Origin of the sequence: Pseudomonas sp. B7(2017), assembly GCF_002112745.1 — a bacterium.
Classification (GTDB): domain Bacteria; phylum Pseudomonadota; class Gammaproteobacteria; order Pseudomonadales; family Pseudomonadaceae; genus Aquipseudomonas; species Aquipseudomonas ekonensis.
Window position 1 is genome coordinate 41,805 of sequence record NZ_NEIP01000014.1, and the last position, 19,291, is coordinate 61,095.

The 19,291-nt window shown below is 64.6% G+C and carries 20 protein-coding genes and 1 pseudogene; 11 read left to right on the forward strand and 10 right to left on the reverse strand.

Translation table 11 applies throughout. The annotated features are described in order from the left end of the window. Positions 1-30 precede the first annotated feature (30 nt). The 3 genes from CAG29_RS21855 (at position 31) to cysB (ending at position 2,625) form a co-directional block, all read left to right on the forward strand. The gene (locus CAG29_RS21855) at positions 31-936 is read left to right on the forward strand and encodes a 5'-nucleotidase (protein WP_085695132.1); all 906 of its coding nucleotides are present in this window, start codon (positions 31-33) and stop codon (positions 934-936) included. Positions 937-1,034: 98 nt separating this feature from the next. After that, positions 1,035-1,538: a universal stress protein gene (locus CAG29_RS21860; RefSeq protein WP_085695133.1), complete on the forward strand. Its 504-nt coding sequence runs from the start codon at positions 1,035-1,037 to the stop codon at positions 1,536-1,538. A gap of 112 nt (positions 1,539-1,650) precedes the next feature. After that, positions 1,651-2,625 carry an HTH-type transcriptional regulator CysB gene (gene cysB, locus CAG29_RS21865; protein ID WP_085577985.1) on the forward strand — a complete coding sequence of 325 codons (975 nt, stop codon included), beginning with the start codon at positions 1,651-1,653 and terminating at the stop codon, positions 2,623-2,625. 15 nt (positions 2,626-2,640) lie between these two features. On the opposite strand, the gene CAG29_RS21870 is transcribed toward cysB, so the two are convergent. Further along, the gene (locus tag CAG29_RS21870; protein WP_085577984.1) at positions 2,641-3,123 is read right to left on the reverse strand and encodes a GreA/GreB family elongation factor; all 483 of its coding nucleotides are present in this window, start codon (positions 3,121-3,123) and stop codon (positions 2,641-2,643) included. Positions 3,124-3,125: 2 nt separating this feature from the next. After that, positions 3,126-3,533 (reverse strand): hypothetical protein, encoded by a 408-nt coding sequence (locus CAG29_RS21875; protein ID WP_085577983.1) that lies wholly within the window; start codon positions 3,531-3,533, stop codon positions 3,126-3,128. A gap of 124 nt (positions 3,534-3,657) precedes the next feature. Between CAG29_RS21875 and earP the strand changes: the two genes are divergently transcribed. Beyond that, positions 3,658-4,800 (forward strand): elongation factor P maturation arginine rhamnosyltransferase EarP, encoded by a 1,143-nt coding sequence (gene earP, locus CAG29_RS21880; RefSeq protein ID WP_085695134.1) that lies wholly within the window; start codon positions 3,658-3,660, stop codon positions 4,798-4,800. Positions 4,801-4,848: 48 nt separating this feature from the next. Then, positions 4,849-5,418 (forward strand): elongation factor P, encoded by a 570-nt coding sequence (gene efp, locus CAG29_RS21885; protein WP_085577981.1) that lies wholly within the window; start codon positions 4,849-4,851, stop codon positions 5,416-5,418. Between the two features lie 84 nt (positions 5,419-5,502). Here the strand turns inward: efp and CAG29_RS21890 are convergent, their stop codons facing one another. The 4 genes from CAG29_RS21890 to CAG29_RS21905 all read right to left on the reverse strand — a co-directional run bounded on the left by CAG29_RS21890 (position 5,503) and on the right by CAG29_RS21905 (position 8,803). Then, positions 5,503-6,513: an alpha/beta hydrolase gene (locus CAG29_RS21890; RefSeq protein WP_085629821.1), complete on the reverse strand. Its 1,011-nt coding sequence runs from the start codon at positions 6,511-6,513 to the stop codon at positions 5,503-5,505. 36 nt (positions 6,514-6,549) lie between these two features. Beyond that, entirely contained in the window at positions 6,550-6,969 is a 420-nt protein-coding gene (locus tag CAG29_RS21895) for an organic hydroperoxide resistance protein (RefSeq protein ID WP_085695135.1), read from the reverse strand. 332 nt (positions 6,970-7,301) lie between these two features. Continuing rightward, entirely contained in the window at positions 7,302-7,763 is a 462-nt protein-coding gene (locus CAG29_RS21900) for a MarR family winged helix-turn-helix transcriptional regulator (protein WP_085577978.1), read from the reverse strand. An 83-nt stretch (positions 7,764-7,846) separates the two neighbouring features. Next, a complete protein-coding gene (locus CAG29_RS21905) occupies positions 7,847-8,803 on the reverse strand; it encodes a LysR family transcriptional regulator (RefSeq protein WP_085629825.1) in 957 nt (318 codons plus the stop codon). 110 nt (positions 8,804-8,913) lie between these two features. Here CAG29_RS21905 and CAG29_RS21910 point away from each other — a divergent pair, with 110 nt between their 5' ends. Next, positions 8,914-9,663 (forward strand): sulfite exporter TauE/SafE family protein, encoded by a 750-nt coding sequence (locus CAG29_RS21910; protein ID WP_085577976.1) that lies wholly within the window; start codon positions 8,914-8,916, stop codon positions 9,661-9,663. Here the strand turns inward: CAG29_RS21910 and CAG29_RS21915 are convergent. Beyond that, a complete protein-coding gene (locus CAG29_RS21915) occupies positions 9,653-10,507 on the reverse strand; it encodes a LysR substrate-binding domain-containing protein (protein WP_085577975.1) in 855 nt (284 codons plus the stop codon). The genes CAG29_RS21910 and CAG29_RS21915 overlap by 11 nt on opposite strands. Positions 10,508-10,603: 96 nt before the next feature. Between CAG29_RS21915 and CAG29_RS21920 the strand changes: the two genes are divergently transcribed. Then, on the forward strand, positions 10,604-10,819 hold the full coding sequence (locus tag CAG29_RS21920; protein WP_085577974.1) for a DUF1127 domain-containing protein: 216 nt from the start codon (positions 10,604-10,606) through the stop codon (positions 10,817-10,819). A 73-nt stretch (positions 10,820-10,892) separates the two neighbouring features. Beyond that, entirely contained in the window at positions 10,893-12,155 is a 1,263-nt protein-coding gene (locus CAG29_RS21925) for a winged helix-turn-helix domain-containing protein (RefSeq protein WP_085656860.1), read from the forward strand. Positions 12,156-12,218: 63 nt separating this feature from the next. Here the strand turns inward: CAG29_RS21925 and CAG29_RS21930 are convergent, their stop codons facing one another. Then, entirely contained in the window at positions 12,219-13,565 is a 1,347-nt protein-coding gene (locus tag CAG29_RS21930; protein ID WP_085640470.1) for a class II 3-deoxy-7-phosphoheptulonate synthase, read from the reverse strand. A gap of 150 nt (positions 13,566-13,715) precedes the next feature. Between CAG29_RS21930 and CAG29_RS21935 the strand changes: the two genes are divergently transcribed. Next, on the forward strand, positions 13,716-14,471 hold the full coding sequence (locus CAG29_RS21935; protein WP_085629829.1) for a spermidine synthase: 756 nt from the start codon (positions 13,716-13,718) through the stop codon (positions 14,469-14,471). A gap of 110 nt (positions 14,472-14,581) precedes the next feature. On the opposite strand, the gene CAG29_RS21940 is transcribed toward CAG29_RS21935, so the two are convergent. Continuing rightward, complete coding sequence (locus tag CAG29_RS21940; protein WP_085640468.1) at positions 14,582-15,373, reverse strand: crotonase/enoyl-CoA hydratase family protein; 792 nt, start codon at positions 15,371-15,373, stop codon at positions 14,582-14,584. Positions 15,374-15,760: 387 nt separating this feature from the next. Here CAG29_RS21940 and CAG29_RS21950 point away from each other — a divergent pair. Beyond that, positions 15,761-17,465 (forward strand): annotated as a pseudogene (locus tag CAG29_RS21950) (DEAD/DEAH box helicase). Between the two features lie 127 nt (positions 17,466-17,592). Here CAG29_RS21950 and CAG29_RS21955 read toward each other — a convergent pair. Further along, positions 17,593-18,360 (reverse strand): class III extradiol ring-cleavage dioxygenase, encoded by a 768-nt coding sequence (locus CAG29_RS21955; RefSeq protein ID WP_085577968.1) that lies wholly within the window; start codon positions 18,358-18,360, stop codon positions 17,593-17,595. 104 nt (positions 18,361-18,464) lie between these two features. Between CAG29_RS21955 and CAG29_RS21960 the strand changes: the two genes are divergently transcribed. Further along, entirely contained in the window at positions 18,465-19,130 is a 666-nt protein-coding gene (locus tag CAG29_RS21960; RefSeq protein WP_085577967.1) for a thiopurine S-methyltransferase, read from the forward strand. The last annotated feature ends 161 nt before the right edge of the window (positions 19,131-19,291 follow it).

Here is a 19,291-nt window from a genome sequence, read left to right on the forward strand (position 1 = left end):
GAGCGTTTTTCATGCAGGGCGAGGGAAGGCATGGCAAAGAACATCGATGACAAACTGGTGCTGGCGATTTCGTCCCGCGCCCTGTTCGACCTGAGCGAAAGCCACAAGGTCTATGAGTCGAGCGGCGTCGAAGCCTACCGGCAATACCAGATCGAGCATGAGGACGAGATCCTCGCGCCGGGCGATGCCTTCCCGCTGGTCGAAAAGCTGCTGAGCCTCAACGCCCGTCTCGGGCGGGCGCGGGTCGAGGTGATCCTGGTGTCGCGCAACAGCGCCGACACCGGCCTTCGGGTGTTCAACTCGATCGGCCATTACGGCCTGGCGATTTCCCGGGCCGCGTTCGTCGGCGGGCGCAGCCCTTATCCGTACCTGAAGGCGTTCGGCTGCGACCTGTTTCTCTCCACCCACGCCGAGGACGTGCGGGCCGCGCTGGACGCAGGGTTCGCCGCGGCGACCATCCTGTCCGGCGGCGCCGGCCGTGCGGCCAGCGACGAACTGCGCATCGCCTTCGACGGTGACGCGGTGCTGTTTTCCGACGAGTCGGAGCGCATCTATCAGTCCGGCGGGCTGGAGGCGTTTCAGGCCAAGGAGCGCGAGTCGGCGCGCGAGCCGCTGCGCGGAGGGCCGTTCAAGGGGTTTCTGGCGGCGCTCAACGTGCTGCAGCGTGAGTTCCCGGAGGACGATTGCCCGATCCGCACCGCGCTGGTGACGGCCCGTTCGGCGCCGGCCCACGAGCGGGTGATCCGCACCCTGCGCGAGTGGGACATCCGCCTGGACGAGTCGCTGTTCCTCGGCGGTCTGACCAAGGCGGCGTTCCTCGAAGCGTTTGCCGCCGACGTGTTCTTCGACGACCAGGCCGGGCACTGCGAACTGGCGCGGGAAGTGGTCGCCACCGGTCACGTGCCCCATGGCGTGAGCAACGAATCTTCGCTCTGAAGCCCGCGTGGCACAAGACGTTGCACCGCCCGCCGCTGTCGCCAAGGCACTGCTAAGCTGAATCAAATCTCCGCCATGTCGGCACGCTGGGAGGTCACATGATTCGTGCGATGCTGTATGCCACTGACCTCGGTCTGTACGCACCGTTAGTGATGCAGCACGCCTTGGCGCTGGCGCGGACGTTCGACGCCGACCTGTATGTGGTGCACGCGGTGGAACCCATGGGGCTGTTCGCCGAATCGGTGCTGCAGAGCTATCTCGACGAGCAGGCGCTGAACGAATTCCACAGCCAAGGGCTGAAGACGGTCATCGCCAACATCGAGCAGCGGGTGCTCGACAGTTTCCGCGAAGAGCTTGGGGACGAAGGGGCGCAAGACCTGCAGCGGATCCGGGCCGTGCGGGTGCTGCAAGGGGATCCGTCCCAGGTGATTCTCGAACAGGTGCAGAAACTCTCGGTCGATTTGCTGATCGTAGGAAGTCACAGCCACGGGGTGGGGGCGGAAACGCCGTTGGGGCGCACGGCGGCCCGGGTGCTGCAATTGTCCAAGGTGCCGGTTTATCTGGTGCCGCTGGTGGAGCGTCGGCGTCGGGAGGATCGCTGAAGCGGAATAATGGCGTTTTGATGAAATAGTTCTAGATTTATTCTTCAAACCATTCATATAGTTATATATCGTCGCTGATGCCCGTGGCGTCTACCTGCTTTGAGGGATTCATATGAAGCTTCAACAATTGCGCTACATCTGGGAAGTGGCGCACCACGACCTCAACGTTTCCGCTACCGCCCAAAGCCTCTACACCTCGCAACCGGGCATCAGTAAACAGATCCGACTGCTGGAAGACGAACTCGGCGTCGAAGTGTTCGCCCGCAGCGGCAAGCACCTGACCCGCGTCACCCCGGCCGGCGAACGCATCATCACCACCGCCGGCGAGATCCTGCGCAAGGTCGAGAGCATCAAGCAGATCGCCCAGGAATTCTCCAACGAGAAGAAAGGCACCCTGTCGATCGCCACCACCCACACCCAGGCCCGTTATGCGCTGCCGCCGGTGATCAGCAATTTCATCAAGCAATACCCGGACGTGGCGCTGCACATGCACCAGGGTTCGCCGATGCAGATCGCCGAAATGGCCGCCGACGGCACCGTGGACTTCGCCATCGCCACCGAAGCGCTGGAGCTGTTCGGCGATCTGGTGATGATGCCGTGCTACCGCTGGAACCGTTGCGTGGTCGTGCCCCAGGGCCACCCGCTGACCAAGCTGCCGAAGCTGACCCTCGAGGCGCTGGCCGAATACCCGATCGTGACCTACGTGTTCGGTTTCACCGGCCGCTCCAAGCTCGACGAAGCCTTCAGCCACCGCGGCCTGACGCCGAAAGTGGTGTTCACCGCCGCCGACGCCGACGTGATCAAGACCTACGTGCGCCTGGGTTTGGGCGTGGGCATCGTGGCGAAAATGGCCGTCGACACCACGCTCGACAAAGACCTGGTGGTGCTCGACGCCAGCGAACTGTTCGAGTCCAGCGTGACCAAGATCGGTTTCCGCCGCGGCACCTTCCTGCGCGGCTTCATGTGCGACTTCATCGAAAAATTCGCGCCGCACCTGACCCGCGAAGTGATGGCCAAGGCCATCCAGTGCCACAACAAGCAGGAACTGGAAGAGCTGTTCGACGGCGTCGAACTGCCCGTCCATTAAGTAAGCGTCTCCCTTCTAGAGCACCTCGGTGACAGCGAACTGTTGCCGGGTGCCCGCCACCAGCACCTCCACCTCATCGCCTTCGAACCTGCCCAGCAGACCTTTGCCCAGCGGCGAGCGCGGGCTGATGACGGTGACTGGCTGACCCACCACATCGACCTTCAGGCCTGCCGCATCCGGCGCCAGGAACAGCCATTGCTCGCGCCCGCGTTCGTCCTCAAGGCCGAGCAGCGCACCCACCTCGATGCCCCGGCTGTCGTCGTAGGCGCGCAGGATCAGGTTCTGGCACAGCGCCAGCGACTGGCGGATTTCCTCGACGCGCCTGGCCTGCCCGGCGGCCAGGTACGACGCCTCCAGCCCAAGGGTGTCGTACTTGTTCTCGGCGATGTTCTCTTCGTGGGTCGCGGCCTCGTAAGCGGTTTGCGCCGCGCGCTCGGCGATGTCGAGGTCGCTGCGCAGCTTGTCGAGGATCAGTTGGTGGACGGTGTGTTTGTTCATGGTCAATCGCAGAACTGCAGCACGTTGGCGCGGCTCTTTTCGCTCGGGGCCGTCTGATCCTGCTGCAGCCAGAACTGGCATTTGGGATTGGACAGGTTGCGGGTGCTGTTGCGGGCCTGATCCAGGCGCACTTGCTGTTCGTTCTTGCGCAGGTTCTCTTCGTACTGCTCGAACATCCGGTTCTGCGGCTCCGGTTGCGGCTGCGGCTGGGCGACGGCCGGCGGCTTGCCCATTTGCTGAACCGCCTCGGTCACCGGGGCCAGCTGATGGCTGAAGAGCCGGGAGGCGAGCCACCAGGTCAGGGCGATGGCAAGAAAACCCAGCCACAGGCCGAGGGCGATGCTGCCGGTCAATTGCAGCGCACTAAGCTGAACGGGCAAAGGGCGACGCGGGGCGGGACGGTAGGGCATGACAGCCTCCTGGCGGACGAGAGCGGGCGAGCACCGATTGTCGCACGAAGATTCGTCGGCGTCGGCTCTTCTCCGAGGGCGCGTTTGCGCGGACAATCGGCGCTTTTGCCAACGGGAGCTTCTGATGGCGGCAACGAACACCCGCTGGGACATCTTTTGCACCGTGGTCGACAACTACGGCGACATCGGCGTGACCTGGCGCCTGGCCCGGCAACTGGTGGCCGAGCACGGCGTGGCGGTGCGCCTGTGGGTCGATGACCTGCGGGCGTTCGAGCGTCTCTGCCCGGAAATCGACCCAAGCCTCGCGCAGCAGCGGCAGCAGGGGGTCGAGGTGCTGCACTGGCCGCAGGCGTGGGTCGGGGCGGAGGCGGCCGATGTGGTCATCGCCGCGTTCGCCTGTCAGTTGCCTGGCCCGTACATGGATGCCATGGCCGAACGGGAACAACCGCCGCTGTGGATGAACCTCGACTACCTCAGCGCCGAAGACTGGGTGGTCGGGTGCCACGGACTGCCGTCGGTGAAGTACCGGTCGGTGCAGAAGTTCTTTTTCTTTCCGGGGTTCCAGCCAGGCACCGGCGGGCTGTTGCGCGAGCAGGGGCTGATCGAGCGGCGTCAGGCGTTTCAGCAGGATCCCGCAGCGCAGCGAACATTCCTGCAGGAACTGGGGATTGATCCGGCGCCCGGCTCAGAGCTCATTTCACTGTTCGCCTATGAGAACGCCGGCCTGGCCAGTTGGCTCGATGTGCTGGCCGCCGATGCCCGGCCGACCCACTTGCTGGTGCCGGAGGGCCGGATCCTGGGCGACGTCGCCCGCTGGCTCGGGGTGGACGCGCTGACGGCGGGCGCCTTGCAGGTGCGTGGGTCGCTGACCGTGCAGGTCATCCCGTTCGTGCGTCAGGACCAATACGACCGCTTGCTCTGGTGCTGCGATTTCAATGCGGTGCGCGGGGAGGACTCGTTCGTCCGGGCGCAGTGGGCGGGGCGGCCGATGCTGTGGCACATTTACCAGCAGGAAGAAGACATCCACCTGGACAAGCTCGACGCGTTCCTGGCGCTCTACACCCAAGGCCTTTCGTCGGCTGCGGCCGAGGCGACAAGCGGTCTATGGCGGGCATGGAGCGCCGGACTCCCCATCGGACAGCACTGGCTCGCGGCCCGCAAACACTGGACGGAACTGCAGCGGCACGCCCAATCCTGGTCTCTGGAACAGGCCTTGCAGGCCGATCTTGCCACGGCGCTGGTACAGTTTTACCGAAATTGGCTATGATACGCGGCCTAGATTTTTGTACATCCCATCCAAATTCGGATATTCGCAATGAAAACTGGTAAAGAACTCAAACCCGGTACCGTGCTCCGTATCGACAACGATCCTTGGCTGGTTCAGAAAACTGAATTCACCAAGTCGGGCCGTAACAGCGCGATCATGAAGACCAAGCTGAAGAACCTGCTGACCGGTTACAAGACCGAAACCGTTTACGGTGCGGACGACAAACTGGACGACGTGATCCTGGACCGCAAAGAAGCCACCCTGTCCTTCATCAGCGGTGACTCCTACACGTTCATGGACACCACCGACTACACCATGTACGAGCTGAACGCCGAAGACATCGAAAGCGTGCTGCCGTACATCGAAGAAGGCATGGAAGACGTCTGCGAAGCCGTGTTCTTCGAAGGCCGTCTGGTATCGGTAGAATTGCCGACCACCATCAGCCGTCAGGTCGTCTACACCGAGAACGCCGCTCGCGGCGACACCTCGGGCAAGGTGATGAAGCCTGCCAAACTGAAGAACGGCACCGAGATCCAGGTTGCTGACTTCATCGAAATCGACGAGTGGATCGATATCGACACCCGCGACAACTCCTTCAAGGGTCGCAGCAAGAAGTAATTCTGCTGTCGTGTCGCACAAAAAAACCCGACCATCGAGTCGGGTTTTTTTGTGCCCTGCGGGAGCGGGCCTGTTCCTACAGCTTCACTTCAAGTGTTGCTTGAGTTCCTGCGAAGCCTGAAGCATCGCCGAGCGCACCGCCGGCACCTGGCTGACCACGTTGAGCAAACCGTAGTCGTGGATCAGGCCGTTGTAGCGCACGGCCGTCACCGGCACACCGGCCTCGTCCAGTTTGCGGGCGTAGGCCTCGCCTTCGTCACGCAGCACGTCGGCGCTGGCGGTCTGCACCAACGCAGGCGGCAGGCCTTTGAGTTGCGCGGTAGTGGCCCGCAGCGGCGAGGCGTAGATCTCGTTGCGCTGCTTGGCGTCGGTGGTGTAATTGTCCCAGAACCACTTCATCATGTTGCGGGTGAGGAAGTGCCCCTCGGCGTACTGGCTGTAGGAACCGGTGTCGAAGCTGGCGTCGGTCACCGGCCACAGCAGCGCCTGGAAGCGGATGGCCGGAGTGCCCTTGTCCTTGGCCATCAGCGCGACCACGGCCGCCATGTTGCCGCCGACGCTGTTGCCGGCCACGGCCAGGCGCTTGCCGTCGACGTTGATCTCTTTCCCGTGCTCGGCCACCCATTTCGTGGCGGCGTAGGCCTGGTTGATCGCCACCGGGTAATGCGCTTCCGGCGAAGGGGTGTAGTTGACGAACACCGCCGCCGCACCCGAACCGGCCACCAGGTCGCGCACCAGGCGTTCGTGGGTCGGGAAGTCCCCCAATACCCAGCCGCCGCCGTGGAAGAACATGAACACCGGCAGCTCACCCTTGACCCCGGCCGGGCGGACGATGGTCAGGCTCAGCGGCTGGCCGTCGACCTGGATGGTCTTCTGGCTGACATCGGCCGCCGGCAGCGTCAGCTTGACGCCGGCCTGGGCGCCCACCAGCACGGCGCGGGCCTCTTTCGGCGTCATCTGTTCCATCGGCTTGCCGTTGCCGGCGTTCAGCGCATCGAGGAACGCCTGGGTGTTGTGTTCGACATCACCGGCGAACGCGCTGTGGACGGACAGGGCGAGAAGGGTGCCGGTCAAGACTTTGCTCAAAGCGTTCATGTTCATTTCCTGTGTTCGGGCCTTGGGTGTCGAGGGTTACACGGTGACGTGCAGGCGTACGTCGACGTTGCCGCGGGTGGCGTTGGAGTACGGGCAGACCTGGTGGGCCGCGTCGACCAGGCTTTGCGCGTCGGCCTGTTCCAGGCCCGGCAGGCTGATGTGCAGGTCGATGTCCAGACCGAACCCGCCTGGGATCTGGCCGATGCCGACATGGGCGGTAATCGAGGCGTTGTCCGGGATCTTGCGTTTGGTCTGGCCGGCGACGAATTTCAGGGCGCCGATGAAGCACGCCGAGTAGCCGGCGGCGAACAGTTGCTCAGGGTTGGTGGCCGCGCCGCCGGCACCGCCGAGTTCTTTCGGGGTGGCCAGCCTGACGTCGAGGATGTTGTCGCTGGAGATCGCACGACCGTCACGGCCGCCGGTGGAGGTTGCGATTGCGGTGTAGAGAGTTTGCATGGTGTGAGCCTCTTGAGGTGTGTTTGTCGCGCTAATTGTTTGCGCGTTAAGTAAGTACGAGGTGAATGTATCGCTCTAATATTTAGTGCGCAAGATAAATTTTTCGAAAAGGCTGACGCGAGCAACGGAAATACACCGCTTATGTGGCGTAAGTTTTTGATGTGAAAGGATTTTTATGGCTAGACAGGAGGCAAAAATATTTTGCGCAGGCAGGTGACACGCAGCCCCTGTAGGAGCGAGCCTGCTCGCGATGGCGGTGGTTCAGTCACGCAAAGGCTGAATGTCCAACCGCTATCGCGAGCAGGCTCGCTCCTACAGGGGGAAGGGGGGATTCAGCTCAGGCTGTCTTGCAGGTGGCTGCGCAGCGCCTGCAGTTCGGCCTGCAGGTGCTGCAGGCGCTCCAGCGAAAAGCCGCTGGCGCCGAGGATGCACTGCGGAATGGTGCGGGCCTGCTCGTGGAGGGCGCGGCCCTGCTCGGTCAGTTCGACGATCACCACCCGTTCGTCTTCCCGGCTGCGGGTGCGGCTGAGCAGGCCTTCGCCTTCCAGGCGCTTGAGCAGCGGGGTCAGCGAGCCCGGATCGGTCAGCAGGCGTGCGCTGATTTCCCCGACGGTCAAGCCGTCCTTTTCCCACAGCACCATCATCGCCAGGTATTGCGGGTAGGTCAGGCCGAGCGCTTGCAGCAAAGGCTTGTAGACCTTGGTCATCATCAGCGAAGTGGAATGCAGGGCGAAGCAGGCCTGGTTGTCCAGCAGCAGGTCTTCGCAGAGGTCGGTGTTGCGGTCGGTGTTCATGTCAAAGCCTTGATCGGTGATCGGATGAATCTAGCGCCCGAACCTTTAATGCGCCACACAATTCTGGCCGGGCGCGGCATCGGTCAGTGCCGGCCCAGCTCCCGTTGCAGCGCCAGATCCCAGGGCGGCACCGGGCTGAAGCGGGTCTTGAGGTACTCCAGCAACAGGCGGCTGCGTGAGCTGGCCTGCTGTGCCAGACGCAAGGCGTAGATGACGGCGGGTTCCGGTTTGGGCAGACCGTGTTCGCAGAACAGCGGCAGCAGCTCGCCGCGCAGCAGGTATTCGCTGGCCAGCCAGGTCGGCAGGTGGGCGATGCCGAGGCCGGCCAGGGCGCCGCACACCAGTGCCTCGGCGTTGTTGGCGCTCATGCGGATCCGGCCCGGCCGGTGCAGCTGCATTTTCCCCTCGTGTTCGAAGCGCCAGGCGAAGGGCGGGGCGAGGCCGTCCCAGTCCAGGCCGTCATGGTCGCTCAGTTGCGCGGGGTCGGCCGGCATGCCCCGGCGTTTCAGGTAGTCGGGGCTGGCGCAGGCGATGCGCATCATGCTCGCCAGGGGCGTGGCGACCAGCCGGGTGTCGGCCAGTTGCCCGGCGCGCAGCACCAGATCGACCTTGCCCAGGTTCGAGCCGTGCATGTCGACGAAACTGTCGATCAGGTGCAACTGAACGTCCAGGCCCGGGTACAGCACCAGGAAATCGGCGATCACCGGCGCCAGGTGCCGGCGGCCGAACGCCGCCGGGGCATCGACCCGGATCAGGCCTTCCGGCGCGCTGCTCAGGGACACGGCCTCGGCCCGGGCCAGGCGCAGTTCGGCGACGATCCGCCGCGCCCGCTCGGCGAACGCCAGCCCGGCCGGCGTGGCGCGCACGGCGTGGGTGCTACGGATGAACAGTTGGCTGCCCACCGCCGATTCCAGGCTGTCGATGCGCCGCGCCACGGCCGAAGGTGTCAGCGGATGACGCCGGGACGCTGCCGAAAAGCTGCCGCTTTCCAGCACGTCGAGGAACAGGCCGAGCTGTTCGGTCAATTGATTGGGGTTCATGAAAGGTCGTTGCCTTTGCGAATTTGGCACAGCCATTGTGCGTTGCTGTGCGTTTCCGAGCTAGCACCGACTGCGTAGGATGACCCCCATGACGTAAGAGGAGTACTGCTGTGATCGAGTTTCTGCTGTACCTGCTGTTTGGCGCCGCCCTCGGCACACTGGGCGGCGTGTTCGGGATCGGTGGCGGCCTGATCGCCATTCCTTTGCTCGGCGCCTGGTTCGGGCTCGATCAGCAATTGGCCCAAGGCACGGCCCTGGTGATGGTGGTGCCCAACGTGATGCTGGCGCTGTGGCGCTATCACCAGCGCAACCGCATCGAACTGCATCACGCGCTGCCGCTGGCGGTGATGGGATTCTGCTTTGCCTGGATCGGATCGGTCTGGGCGGTGCGGATCGACGCGCAGACCATGCGCATCGGTTTTGTGGCGTTCCTGGTGGCGCTGTCGGCCTACAACGTGCTGCGCATGTTCGGCGGCAAGGCGGCGACGACATCTGAGATGCGTTATTCATGGCCATGGCTGGGCGTGCTCGGCGCGGCCTCCGGCACCATGGGCGGCCTGTTCGGCGTGGGCGGGGCGGTGGTGGCGACGCCGGTGCTGACCAGCCTGTTCGGCACCACCCAGGTGGTCGCCCAGGGCTTGTCACTGGCGTTGGCGCTGCCCAGCACCGGGGTCACGCTGGTGACCTACGCGGTGCACCGGGAAGTGGACTGGATGATCGGCCTGCCGCTGGCAGCGGGCGGGTTGTTGAGCATCAGCTGGGGCGTGCGCATCGCCCACGCGATGCCGGAAAAGCTGCTGCGCGGGCTGTTCTGCGGTTTCCTGGTACTGAGCGCGGTGATGCTCGCCCTTAAAGTTTGAAGCCTTCGACGATGTGCTCGGCCAGGCACTCGGTGATCGGCGACGGGTTGTTGAGGTTGCGGATCAGCATGATGCTGGCCTCCGGCAGCAGCGGCAGGTCTTCGTCGGCGCCGAGGATGCGCATGTCCGGGGTGATCAGGCTTTCCAGCTGCGCGGTGATGGCCAGCCCCGCGCTCACCACCGCCATCAGCGCCGACAGGCTGGTGCTGTTGTAGGCGATGCGGTATTCGCGGCCCATGGCGTCCAGCGCGTTGCAGGCCCAGAGGCGGCAGAAACAGTCGCTGTTGAACATCGCCAGCGGCAGGGGTGTCTGTTCGTGGGCGCTGAAGTTCTGCGCTTCGGCCCAGACGAAGCGTTCCTTGCGCAGCAACTGGCCGATCTCGCTGCCCGGCTCGCGGGTGACGATCGACAGGTCGAGGTCGGTGCGCTGCAGCAACTGCTTGGTCGATTCGCAGTGCACCTCGATCTGGATCAGCGGATAGAACTGAGCGAAGCGCGACAGGATCCCCGGCAGGAAACGCATCACGTAGTCATCCGGAGTGCCGATGCGCACGGTGCCGACCATGTGCGGCTCGCGCAGGGTGTTGAACACTTCGCTGTGCAGCTTGAGGATGCGCCGGGCGTAGCCCAGCAGTACCTGGCCCTCGGCGGTCAGGCGCACCTGGCGGCCGTCGCGCTCGAACAGCTGGCGCTGCAGCACGTCTTCCTCCAGGCGCTTCATCTGCATGCTCACCGCCGACTGGGTGCGGTTGACCATTTCGCCGGCGCGGGTGAAGCCACCCTGATCGGCAATCGCGACGAAGGTGCGCAGGACATCGGTATCGATACTGGGGTAGGCGGACATTCATCAATCTCCGAGATGCATGCCATCAGAAACATTCGTTGGATTGATCGTAGACCCGGGGCGAGACTGAAGCCATCCCTAAAGGAGGGCAACACGATGAAAGGTCAAAGCGAATATGTAACTGACGAAAAAGTGTCCGGCCATCTCGTTTCCGATCTGCTGCACAAGTTCAGCCGCTGGTACGAGCTGCACCGCGAGCGCGAGCTGCTCGCCGGCCTGAGCGACGAAGCGCTGAAGGACATCGGCGTCAGCCGTGCCGATGTCGAGCATGAAGCGGTGCGGCCGTTCTGGGACGACCCGATGCACAAATGATGACGGTGACTCGGGGGACGCTACACAAACCACTTTCAGGTGAGGTAGGTTGCGAGCAGACAAGGAGACGTTCATGCCCGCGACACTGTCCTTTTCCCTCAAACAGGCTCGACGCTTGGCGCTGGCCGCCCAAGGATTCCACGGGCGCCAGCCGCCGGCCGTCAAGGCGCAGCACCTCAACCGGCTGATCGAACGGCTGGGCCTGCTGCAGATCGATTCCGTCAACGCGGTGGTGCGTTCGCACTACTTGCCGCTGTTTTCCCGCCTCGGTTCCTATTCCGCCGATTTGCTCGACCAGGCCGCCTGGAGTTCGGGGCGTCGCCGTACGCTGTTCGAATACTGGGGGCATGAAGCCTCGTTGCTGCCGCTGTCGATGTACCCGTTGATGGGCTGGCGTATGCAGCGGGCCCGGCGCGGCGAGGACATCTATCAGCAGTTGGCGCGCTTCGGGCGTGAGCAGCAGGACACGATCCGACGGGTGTTGGCCTCGGTTCAAGAGCAGGGCGCCCTGGGGGCGGGCAGCCTGTCGACCCGCCAGGAAAAGGCCGGCCCTTGGTGGGACTGGAGCGCCGAAAAGCACGCGCTGGAGTGGCTGTTCGCGGCGGGTGAAGTCACCGTCGCCGGCCGGCGTGGCTTCGAGCGCCTGTATGACTTGCCGGAGCGGGTGATTCCGGGGTCGGTGCTGCAGCAGCCGCTGCCGGATGAAGCCGAGGCGCAACGGGGCTTGCTGCTGCACGCCGCCCAGGCGCTGGGGGTCGCGACGGAGAAGGACTTGCGCGATTACTTCCGTCTGAATCCGGGGGACGCCCGACCGCGCCTGGCGGAACTGGTCGAGGCCGGACAACTGCTCACCTGCGCAGTCGAGGGCTGGCGGCAAACCGCCTATTGCCTACCCGAGCCCAGGATCCCGCGCAAGGTCGCCGCCGCCGCGCTGCTGTCGCCGTTCGATTCGTTGATCTGGGAACGCAGCCGCACCGAGCGCCTGTTCGGTTTCCGCTATCGGCTGGAGATCTACACGCCGCCGCACAAGCGGGTCTATGGCTACTACGTGTTGCCGTTCCTGCACGATGAGCGGATCGCGGCGCGTGTGGACCTGCGGGCGGAGCGGGCGCAGGGGCAGTTGGCGGTGCATGCGGTGCACGAAGAGGAAAGCGGTCTGGATGAGGCGGGGATGCAGGCCTTGGCGCTGAACCTGAAGGCGCTGGCGGGTTGGCTGGGGCTTGAGCGGGTGCAGCTCAATTGCCGGCGGGAGAGTGCCGGCAGGTTGCGGCAGGCATTGGCACAGGTTGAAGGTGCTTCAGCCGACGCCATCGCCAGCAGACCGGCTCCCACATGAGGTGTGCGCGCGACACAGAACCCCTGTAGGGGCCAGCTTGTTGGCGATCGGAGCGATTCGCCCTTACCGGCGCACCTGCTTCAGCGTCTCGGCGATCAGGAACGCCAGCTCCAGCGACTGGTCGGCATTCATCCGCGGATCGCAATGCGTGTGGTAGCGGTCCGACAGCCCGTCCTCGGTGATCGGCCGTGCACCGCCGATGCACTCGGTCACGTTCTGCCCGGTCATCTCGATGTGGATGCCGCCGGCGTAGCTGCCTTCGGCCTGGTGCACCTGGAAGAACTGTTTCACCTCGCCGAGGATCTGCGCGAAGTCGCGGGTCTTGTAGCCGCTGCTGGCCTTGATCGTGTTGCCGTGCATCGGGTCGGAGCTCCACAGCACCTGCTTGCCCTCACGCTGGACGGCGCGGATCAGCGCCGGCAGGTGGTCGCCGACCTTGTTCGCGCCCATGCGGGCGATCAGGTTCAGGCGGCCCGGATCGTTGTCCGGGTTGAGCACGTCGATCAGGCGGATCAGGTCGTTCGGATCCATGCTCGGGCCGACCTTGACCCCGATCGGGTTGTTCACCCCGCGCAGGAACTCGACGTGGGCACCGTCGAGCTGACGGGTGCGGTCGCCGATCCACAGCATGTGCGCCGAGCAGTCGTAATAGTCGTTGGTCAGGCTGTCGCGGCGCACGAAGGCTTCTTCGTAGTTCAGCAGCAGCGCCTCGTGGGCGGTGAAGAAACTGGTTTCGCGCAGTTGCGGCGAACTGTCCATGCCGCAGGCGCGCATGAAGGCCAGGGTCTCGTCGATGCGGTCGGCCAGGTGGCTGTATTTTTCGGTCAGCGCCGAATTGGCGATGAAGTCCAGGTTCCACTTGTGCACCTGGTGCAGGTCGGCGAAGCCGCCCTGGGCGAACGCGCGCAGCAGGTTGAGGGTCGCGGTGGACTGGTGATAGGACTGCAGCAGGCGCTCGGGATCCGGCACACGGCTGGCGGCGTCGAAGCCGATGCCATTGACGATGTCGCCGCGGTAGGCCGGCAGGGTCACGCCGTCGATAGTCTCGTCGTTGGCCGAGCGGGGCTTGGCGAACTGGCCGGCCATGCGCCCGACCTTCACCACCGGGCAGCCGGCGGCGAAGGTCATGACCACCGCCATCTGCAACAGCACCTTGAAGGTGTCGCGGATCTTCGCCGCCGAGAACTCGGCGAAGCTTTCGGCGCAGTCGCCGCCCTGGAGCAGGAACGCCCGGCCCTGGGTGACCTCGGCGAACTGGCGGCGCAATTCGCGGGCCTCGCCGGCGAACACCAGCGGCGGATAGCTGGCCAGGGTCTGCTCGACCTGGCGCAGGTGCGCGGCGTCGGGGTAGCGGGGTTGTTGCTGGATCGGCAGGGCGCGCCAGCTGTCAGGGCTCCAGGGTTGGCTCATCACGGTCTCTAGGGGTCTACGCACGGACGCCCATGGTAGCAGCAATTAGTGCGTGACCTGCTCCTGCCGATTGGCCGACAATCGCCGCTTTGCCACGGCGCCGCACGGGTGCCATCGCGTCACCGCGCCCGGTGACCGTCAGGAGATGAAATGACTGAGGAGCGCGTCGAGCGGTTGCTCGCCGAAGTGCAGGACGAGTTTGGCGTGATCCGCGTGCTGGAAGTGGCCGATTACCGCTTTCTGGAGTTCGGCGACGCCATCGAGCAGAGCTGCGTGTTCACCGCCGACCCGAGCTGGCTGGAGTACGACTACACCCGGGCGATGCTGATCGGCGCCTTGTGCCACGAGCAGCCGGAGAGTGCGCTGTTTCTGGGGCTGGGCGCGGGGACGCTGACCCAGGCCTGCCTGAAGTTCTTGCCGCTGGAAGACGTCGAGGCCATCGAGTTGCGCCCGGACGTGCCGCGCCTGGCCATCGAATACCTGGGGCTGGACGACGATCCGCGCCTGTACATCCGCGTGGGCGATGCCCTTGAACTGTTGCCGACCGCAGAGCCGGCGGATCTGATCTTCGTCGACCTGTACACCGACGTGGGCCCCGGCGCCGGGCACCTGGCCTGGAATTTCCTCGGCGACTGCCAGAAGCGCCTGAATCCCGGCGGCTGGCTGGTGATCAACCAGTGGGCCACCGATGACGGCAAGCCGTTGGGCGCGGCGTTGCTGCGCGGCCTCTATCACCGGCATTACTGGGAACTGCCGGTGAAGGAGGGCAACGTGATCCTGATCGTCCCGGCGGACCTTGAGCAGGAACTGGACTTGCCGGCGCTGACCGCACGGGCCGAAGCGCTGTTGCCGAGGCTGGGTTATTCGCTGCAGTCGTTGATCAACGCGATTCGTCCGGCGACCTAGCCCTGCGGGATGCCGCGGTCCCTTCACGGGCAGGCTGGCCCCGGCCGTGAAACGCGATCCCCTGTGGGAGCCAGCCTGCTGGCGATGACGGATCTACAGGCGCCGCGTTATCAGACCCCTCTGAAGACCCCGGCCCGCCGCTCCACCAAAGACCGCACGCCTTCCCGTGCATCCTCGCTGGCCAGCAGTTTCTTCACCAGCGGCGGCAATCCTTGGGCCGCCGCCGTCTCGCCTTCATAACGGGCCTGGCGCGCCGACATCAGCGTCGCCTGCACCCCTAAAGGCGCCTGGCGGGCAATCCGCTCGGCCAGTTCGACGGCCCGGGGCAACAAGTCTTCGCTGGCCATGACTTCCTGCACCAGCCCCAGGCGCAACGCCTCATGGGCATCGAACTCGTCGCCGGTCAGCAGCCAGCGCATCGCGTTGCCCCAGCCGGCCACCTGATGAAAGCGCAACGTCGCACCGCCGAACGGAAAGATCCCGCGCTGGACTTCCATCTGGGCGAACCGGGTGTTGCTCGCGCACAGATTGATGTCGGCGGCGAGCATCAACTCGATGCCGATGGTCAGGCAGTAGCCTTGGGCCGCGACGATCACCGGTTTGCTGACCCTGGGGCCGGCGAACACGCCCCACGGGTCGCAACCGCCGCTGGGCACCTGCCAGCCTTGGGCGAGGGTGGCACTGGCGTTGACCAGGTCGAGCCCGGCGGTGAAATGCTCGCCGTGACCGAACACCACTGCGACCCTGGCGTCGCTGTCGGCCTCGAATTCGCCATAGGCCAGGCTCAGGTCATTGAGCAGGTCCAGGTCGAAGGCATTGCGCTTGGCGGCGCGGTCCAGGCCGATCAGGTACACATGTCCGAGTCGTTCACGGCTGACGCGACCGGCGGCGGGCTGATTCATGGGGATTTCCTCGGACGGGAAAATGAGGGGCAGCGACCACGTGCCGCAGGTAGATGAATCGTTTAAGCGTCATCGCCCGCAGGGCCGGGCCTTTGGAAAAATAGACCTTCGCCGGATTATCCGCAAAACCCCGTTACATCGCGGTGACAAACCTGTCGGGCCGACAAAAAAAGCTCCACTTTTGGGCAAATTCCGGTATAGTGCGCGCCGGCCTTTAACAGGGCCTCGTCCAGGTAGCGCATTCCCGAAGTCAGATTCGGTTGCTCGTCCGCATTGCGGGCTCTTCCTGACGACTCTTTTTTCCATCCATTCGTTTTCGCAAATCCCCGCCGACAAAGCTGCCAGGGCGACTCTTGAGTCTCAACACGGCATGTGCAGCTTTGGAGCATGGGTCTTTGCGGATGCACTTTGAGGCAGACCCATGACCCAGGAAATCGGCGGCTTCGCCGCTCTTGAACTTCATCCCAATATTGTCGCTGCAGTAGTCGCCACCGGCTATGAAGAGCCTTCGGCCATTCAGCAGCAGTCGATCCCGATCATCCTCGCCGGTCACGATATGATTGGCCAGGCGCAAACCGGCACCGGCAAGACCGCTGCCTTTGCCCTGCCTATCCTGCACCGCATCGATCCGTCCAAGCGCGAGCCGCAAGCTCTGATCCTGGCCCCAACCCGCGAGTTGGCGCTGCAAGTAGCAACCGCTTTCGAAACCTACGCCAAGCAAATGCCGGGCGTGACTGTTGTGGCCGTCTACGGCGGTGCGCCGATGGGCCCGCAACTGAAAGCCATCCGGAACGGCGCACAAATCGTTGTCGCCACCCCGGGCCGTCTGTGCGACCACCTGCGTCGCGACGAAAAAGTCCTCGCCACCGTGAACCACCTGGTTCTCGACGAAGCGGACGAAATGCTCAAACTGGGCTTCATGGACGACCTCGAAGTCATCTTCAAGGCCATGCCTGAATCCCGCCAGACCGTACTGTTCTCGGCCACCTTGCCGCAGTCGATCCGTGCGATCGCCGAGCGTCACCTCAAGGATCCGAAGCACGTCAAGATCCAGAGCAAGACCCAGACCGTCACCGCGATCGAGCAGGCCCACCTGCTGGTTCACGCCGACCAGAAGACTTCCGCCGTTCTCAGCCTGCTGGAAGTGGAAGACTTCGACGCCCTGATCATGTTCGTGCGCACCAAGCAAGCGACCCTGGATCTGGCCAGCGCCCTCGACGCCAAAGGCTACAAGGCCGCGGCGCTGAACGGCGACATCGCCCAGAACCAACGTGAGCGCGTGATCGACTCGCTCAAGGACGGCCGCCTGGACATCGTCGTCGCCACCGACGTCGCCGCCCGTGGCCTGGACGTGCCGCGCATCACCCACGTGTTCAACGTGGACATGCCGTACGATCCGGAATCCTACGTGCACCGTATCGGCCGTACCGGCCGTGCCGGTCGCGAAGGCCGGGCGCTGCTGCTGGTGACGCCGCGCGAGCGCCGCATGCTGCAGGTGATCGAGCGTGTGACCGGCCAGAAAGTGGCCGAAGTGCGCCTGCCGGACGCCCCGGCGATTCTCGATGCTCGCATCAAGAAGCTGACCAACAGCCTGGCGCCGCTGGTGGCCGATGCCGAAGCGACTCACGGCGATCTGCTGGATCGTCTGACCGCCGACATCGGTTGCAGCCCGCGTGCCCTCGCTGCCGCCCTGCTGCGCAAGGCCACCAACGGTCAGGCGCTGAACCTGGCAGCCATCGAGAAGGAGCGTCCGCTGGTGCCGAACAGCGCACCGCGCGGCGAGCGCCCTGACCGTGGCGAGCGTCCGGATCGCGGTGACCGCGAGCGCCGTGCGCCGATGCCGCTGGGCGAAGGCCGTGCCCGTTGCCGTACCGCGCTGGGCGCGCGTGACGGTATCGCGGCCAAGAACCTGCTGGGTGCCATCCTCAACGAAGGTGGCCTGGCACGTGACGCCATCGGTCGCATCCAGGTGCGTGACAGCTTCAGCCTCGTCGAGCTGCCGGAAGAAGGCCTGGATCGTCTCCTGGCCAAGCTGAAGGACACTCGCGTTGCAGGCAAGCAGCTGAAACTGCGTCGCTACCGCGAAGATTGATCGGCCTGCGGGCTGATTGATCGAGCGAAAAAAATCCCCGACCGGTTCGGGGATTTTTTTTTGCCTGCGGTTCGGGTCTGCGTGCACCCCGAACCTCTGTAGGCGCGAGCCTGCTCGCGAAGGGCGGTCAGTCGAAGCGGTAGATGTCCATGCCCAGTGCGCCCATGGTGAAGCCCTGATGGGCAACGCTGAACTTGCCTGCGGCGCCACGGGCGAAGTACAGCGGCAGCAGGTGTTCGTCGCTGGGGTGGCTGCGCACCGCATTCGGTGCTTGCCGGCGGTAGTCGTGCAGCGCGGTCTCGTCGTCCGCCACCAGTCGGTCGATCATCCAGTCGCGGAAGTCACGGGCCCAGGGTTCGACGCTGTCCGGGCCGGCATGCCAGTCCAGTTCGCGCAGGTTGTGGGTAATGCTGCCGGAGCCGATCAGCAGGATGCCTTCTGCGCGCAGGCCGGCCAGCGCCTGGCCGACCCGGGTCTGCAGCGCCGGGCCGCCGCGGGTGGGCAACGACACCTGCACGATCGGTATGTCGGCCTGCGGATACATCAGCGACAGCGGCACCCACACGCCATGGTCGAACGGACGTTGCGGGTCGAGGCGGGCGGGCAGGCCGTTGGCGGTCAGCCGTTCGGCGACTTCGCCGGCCAGTTGCGGATGGCCCGGTGCCGGGTACTGCACCTCGAACAGGGCACGGGGGAAGCCGCCGAAGTCATGCCAGGTCTCTGGCTGCGGGTGGCTGCCGACCAGCAGTTCATGGCTTTCCCAATGGGCGGAAACGATGACGATGGCCTTGGGCCGAGGCATATCGGCGGCCAGTCGCGCGAGGGCGGGGCCGCTGGCACCGGGCTCGAGCGCGAGCATGGGCGAGCCGTGCGAAATGAACAGGCTTGGAAACATGAAGGGGTTCCTGAGCGTTAAGATGGGCTCATCTTCATTCAGATCATTGATCTAAATCTAATATAAGTTTTAACGCGTTTTTATCGATTTTTTGGGAGTGATCCATGCAGCCCGAGTTTTGGCACAAGAAGTGGGAATCCAATCAGATCGGTTTTCATCTGTCGCAGGTGAACCCGTATCTGCAGCGGCATTGGCCGGGTTTGCCCGTGCCGCAGCAGGCGCGTGTGCTGGTGCCCTTGTGCGGCAAGAGCCTCGACTTGCTGTGGCTGGCCGGGCGCGGTCACCGGGTCTTGGGCGTGGAGTTGTCGCAGAAGGCCGTCGAGGACTTTTTCGGCGAGCAGCGGTTGCAGCCCCAGGTCAGCGAGGAGGGCGCCTTCAAGGTCTACCGGGCCGGTGCGATTGAGTTGATGTGCGGGGACTTCTTTGCCTTGACGGCGGAGGACGTGGCGGACTGCGCCGCGCTGTATGACCGGGCGGCGCTGATTGCCTTGCCTGCGCCGATGCGTGAACGCTATGCGGCGCATCTGCAGGTCATTCTGCCTACGGACCTGCATGGGTTGCTGATCACGCTGGATTACGACCAGGCGCAGATGCCCGGGCCGCCGTTTGCGGTGGCGGACGCTGAAGTGCAGCGCCTTTTGGGTGCCGCGTGGCAGGTGCGGATGCTGGAGGAGCAGGACGTGCTGGGGGACAGCTGGAAGTTTGTGCAGGCCGGGGTGACGCGGCTTGAGGAGCGGGTGTATCGGGTTTCCGGTCTTTCGATTTCTTGAGGGAATCGGGGGATCCGGTCTGCGCTTGCGCCTCTGTGGGAGCCAGCCTGCTGGCGATGGCGGCCTTACAGCCTGCGAGCCTTTATCTGTCGACCAGAAAGCATGTGAAAGCGGACAGGCCCAGGGCCGCGGCTCGACGAGGAAACCGGTTCGGTCACGCC

Coding starts and splice junctions, on each gene's coding strand:
- CAG29_RS21855 (WP_085695132.1), top strand. CDS start 31: ATGGCAAAGAACATCGATGACAAACTGGTGCTGGCGATTTCGTCCCGC.
- CAG29_RS21860 (WP_085695133.1), top strand. CDS start 1,035: ATGATTCGTGCGATGCTGTATGCCACTGACCTCGGTCTGTACGCACCG.
- cysB (WP_085577985.1), top strand. CDS start 1,651: ATGAAGCTTCAACAATTGCGCTACATCTGGGAAGTGGCGCACCACGAC.
- CAG29_RS21870 (WP_085577984.1), bottom strand. CDS start 3,123: ATGAACAAACACACCGTCCACCAACTGATCCTCGACAAGCTGCGCAGC.
- CAG29_RS21875 (WP_085577983.1), bottom strand. CDS start 3,533: ATGCCCTACCGTCCCGCCCCGCGTCGCCCTTTGCCCGTTCAGCTTAGT.
- earP (WP_085695134.1), top strand. CDS start 3,658: ATGGCGGCAACGAACACCCGCTGGGACATCTTTTGCACCGTGGTCGAC.
- efp (WP_085577981.1), top strand. CDS start 4,849: ATGAAAACTGGTAAAGAACTCAAACCCGGTACCGTGCTCCGTATCGAC.
- CAG29_RS21890 (WP_085629821.1), bottom strand. CDS start 6,513: ATGAACGCTTTGAGCAAAGTCTTGACCGGCACCCTTCTCGCCCTGTCC.
- CAG29_RS21895 (WP_085695135.1), bottom strand. CDS start 6,969: ATGCAAACTCTCTACACCGCAATCGCAACCTCCACCGGCGGCCGTGAC.
- CAG29_RS21900 (WP_085577978.1), bottom strand. CDS start 7,763: ATGAACACCGACCGCAACACCGACCTCTGCGAAGACCTGCTGCTGGAC.
- CAG29_RS21905 (WP_085629825.1), bottom strand. CDS start 8,803: ATGAACCCCAATCAATTGACCGAACAGCTCGGCCTGTTCCTCGACGTG.
- CAG29_RS21915 (WP_085577975.1), bottom strand. CDS start 10,507: ATGTCCGCCTACCCCAGTATCGATACCGATGTCCTGCGCACCTTCGTC.
- CAG29_RS21920 (WP_085577974.1), top strand. CDS start 10,604: ATGAAAGGTCAAAGCGAATATGTAACTGACGAAAAAGTGTCCGGCCAT.
- CAG29_RS21925 (WP_085656860.1), top strand. CDS start 10,893: ATGCCCGCGACACTGTCCTTTTCCCTCAAACAGGCTCGACGCTTGGCG.
- CAG29_RS21930 (WP_085640470.1), bottom strand. CDS start 13,565: ATGAGCCAACCCTGGAGCCCTGACAGCTGGCGCGCCCTGCCGATCCAG.
- CAG29_RS21935 (WP_085629829.1), top strand. CDS start 13,716: ATGACTGAGGAGCGCGTCGAGCGGTTGCTCGCCGAAGTGCAGGACGAG.
- CAG29_RS21940 (WP_085640468.1), bottom strand. CDS start 15,373: ATGAATCAGCCCGCCGCCGGTCGCGTCAGCCGTGAACGACTCGGACAT.
- CAG29_RS21955 (WP_085577968.1), bottom strand. CDS start 18,360: ATGTTTCCAAGCCTGTTCATTTCGCACGGCTCGCCCATGCTCGCGCTC.
- CAG29_RS21960 (WP_085577967.1), top strand. CDS start 18,465: ATGCAGCCCGAGTTTTGGCACAAGAAGTGGGAATCCAATCAGATCGGT.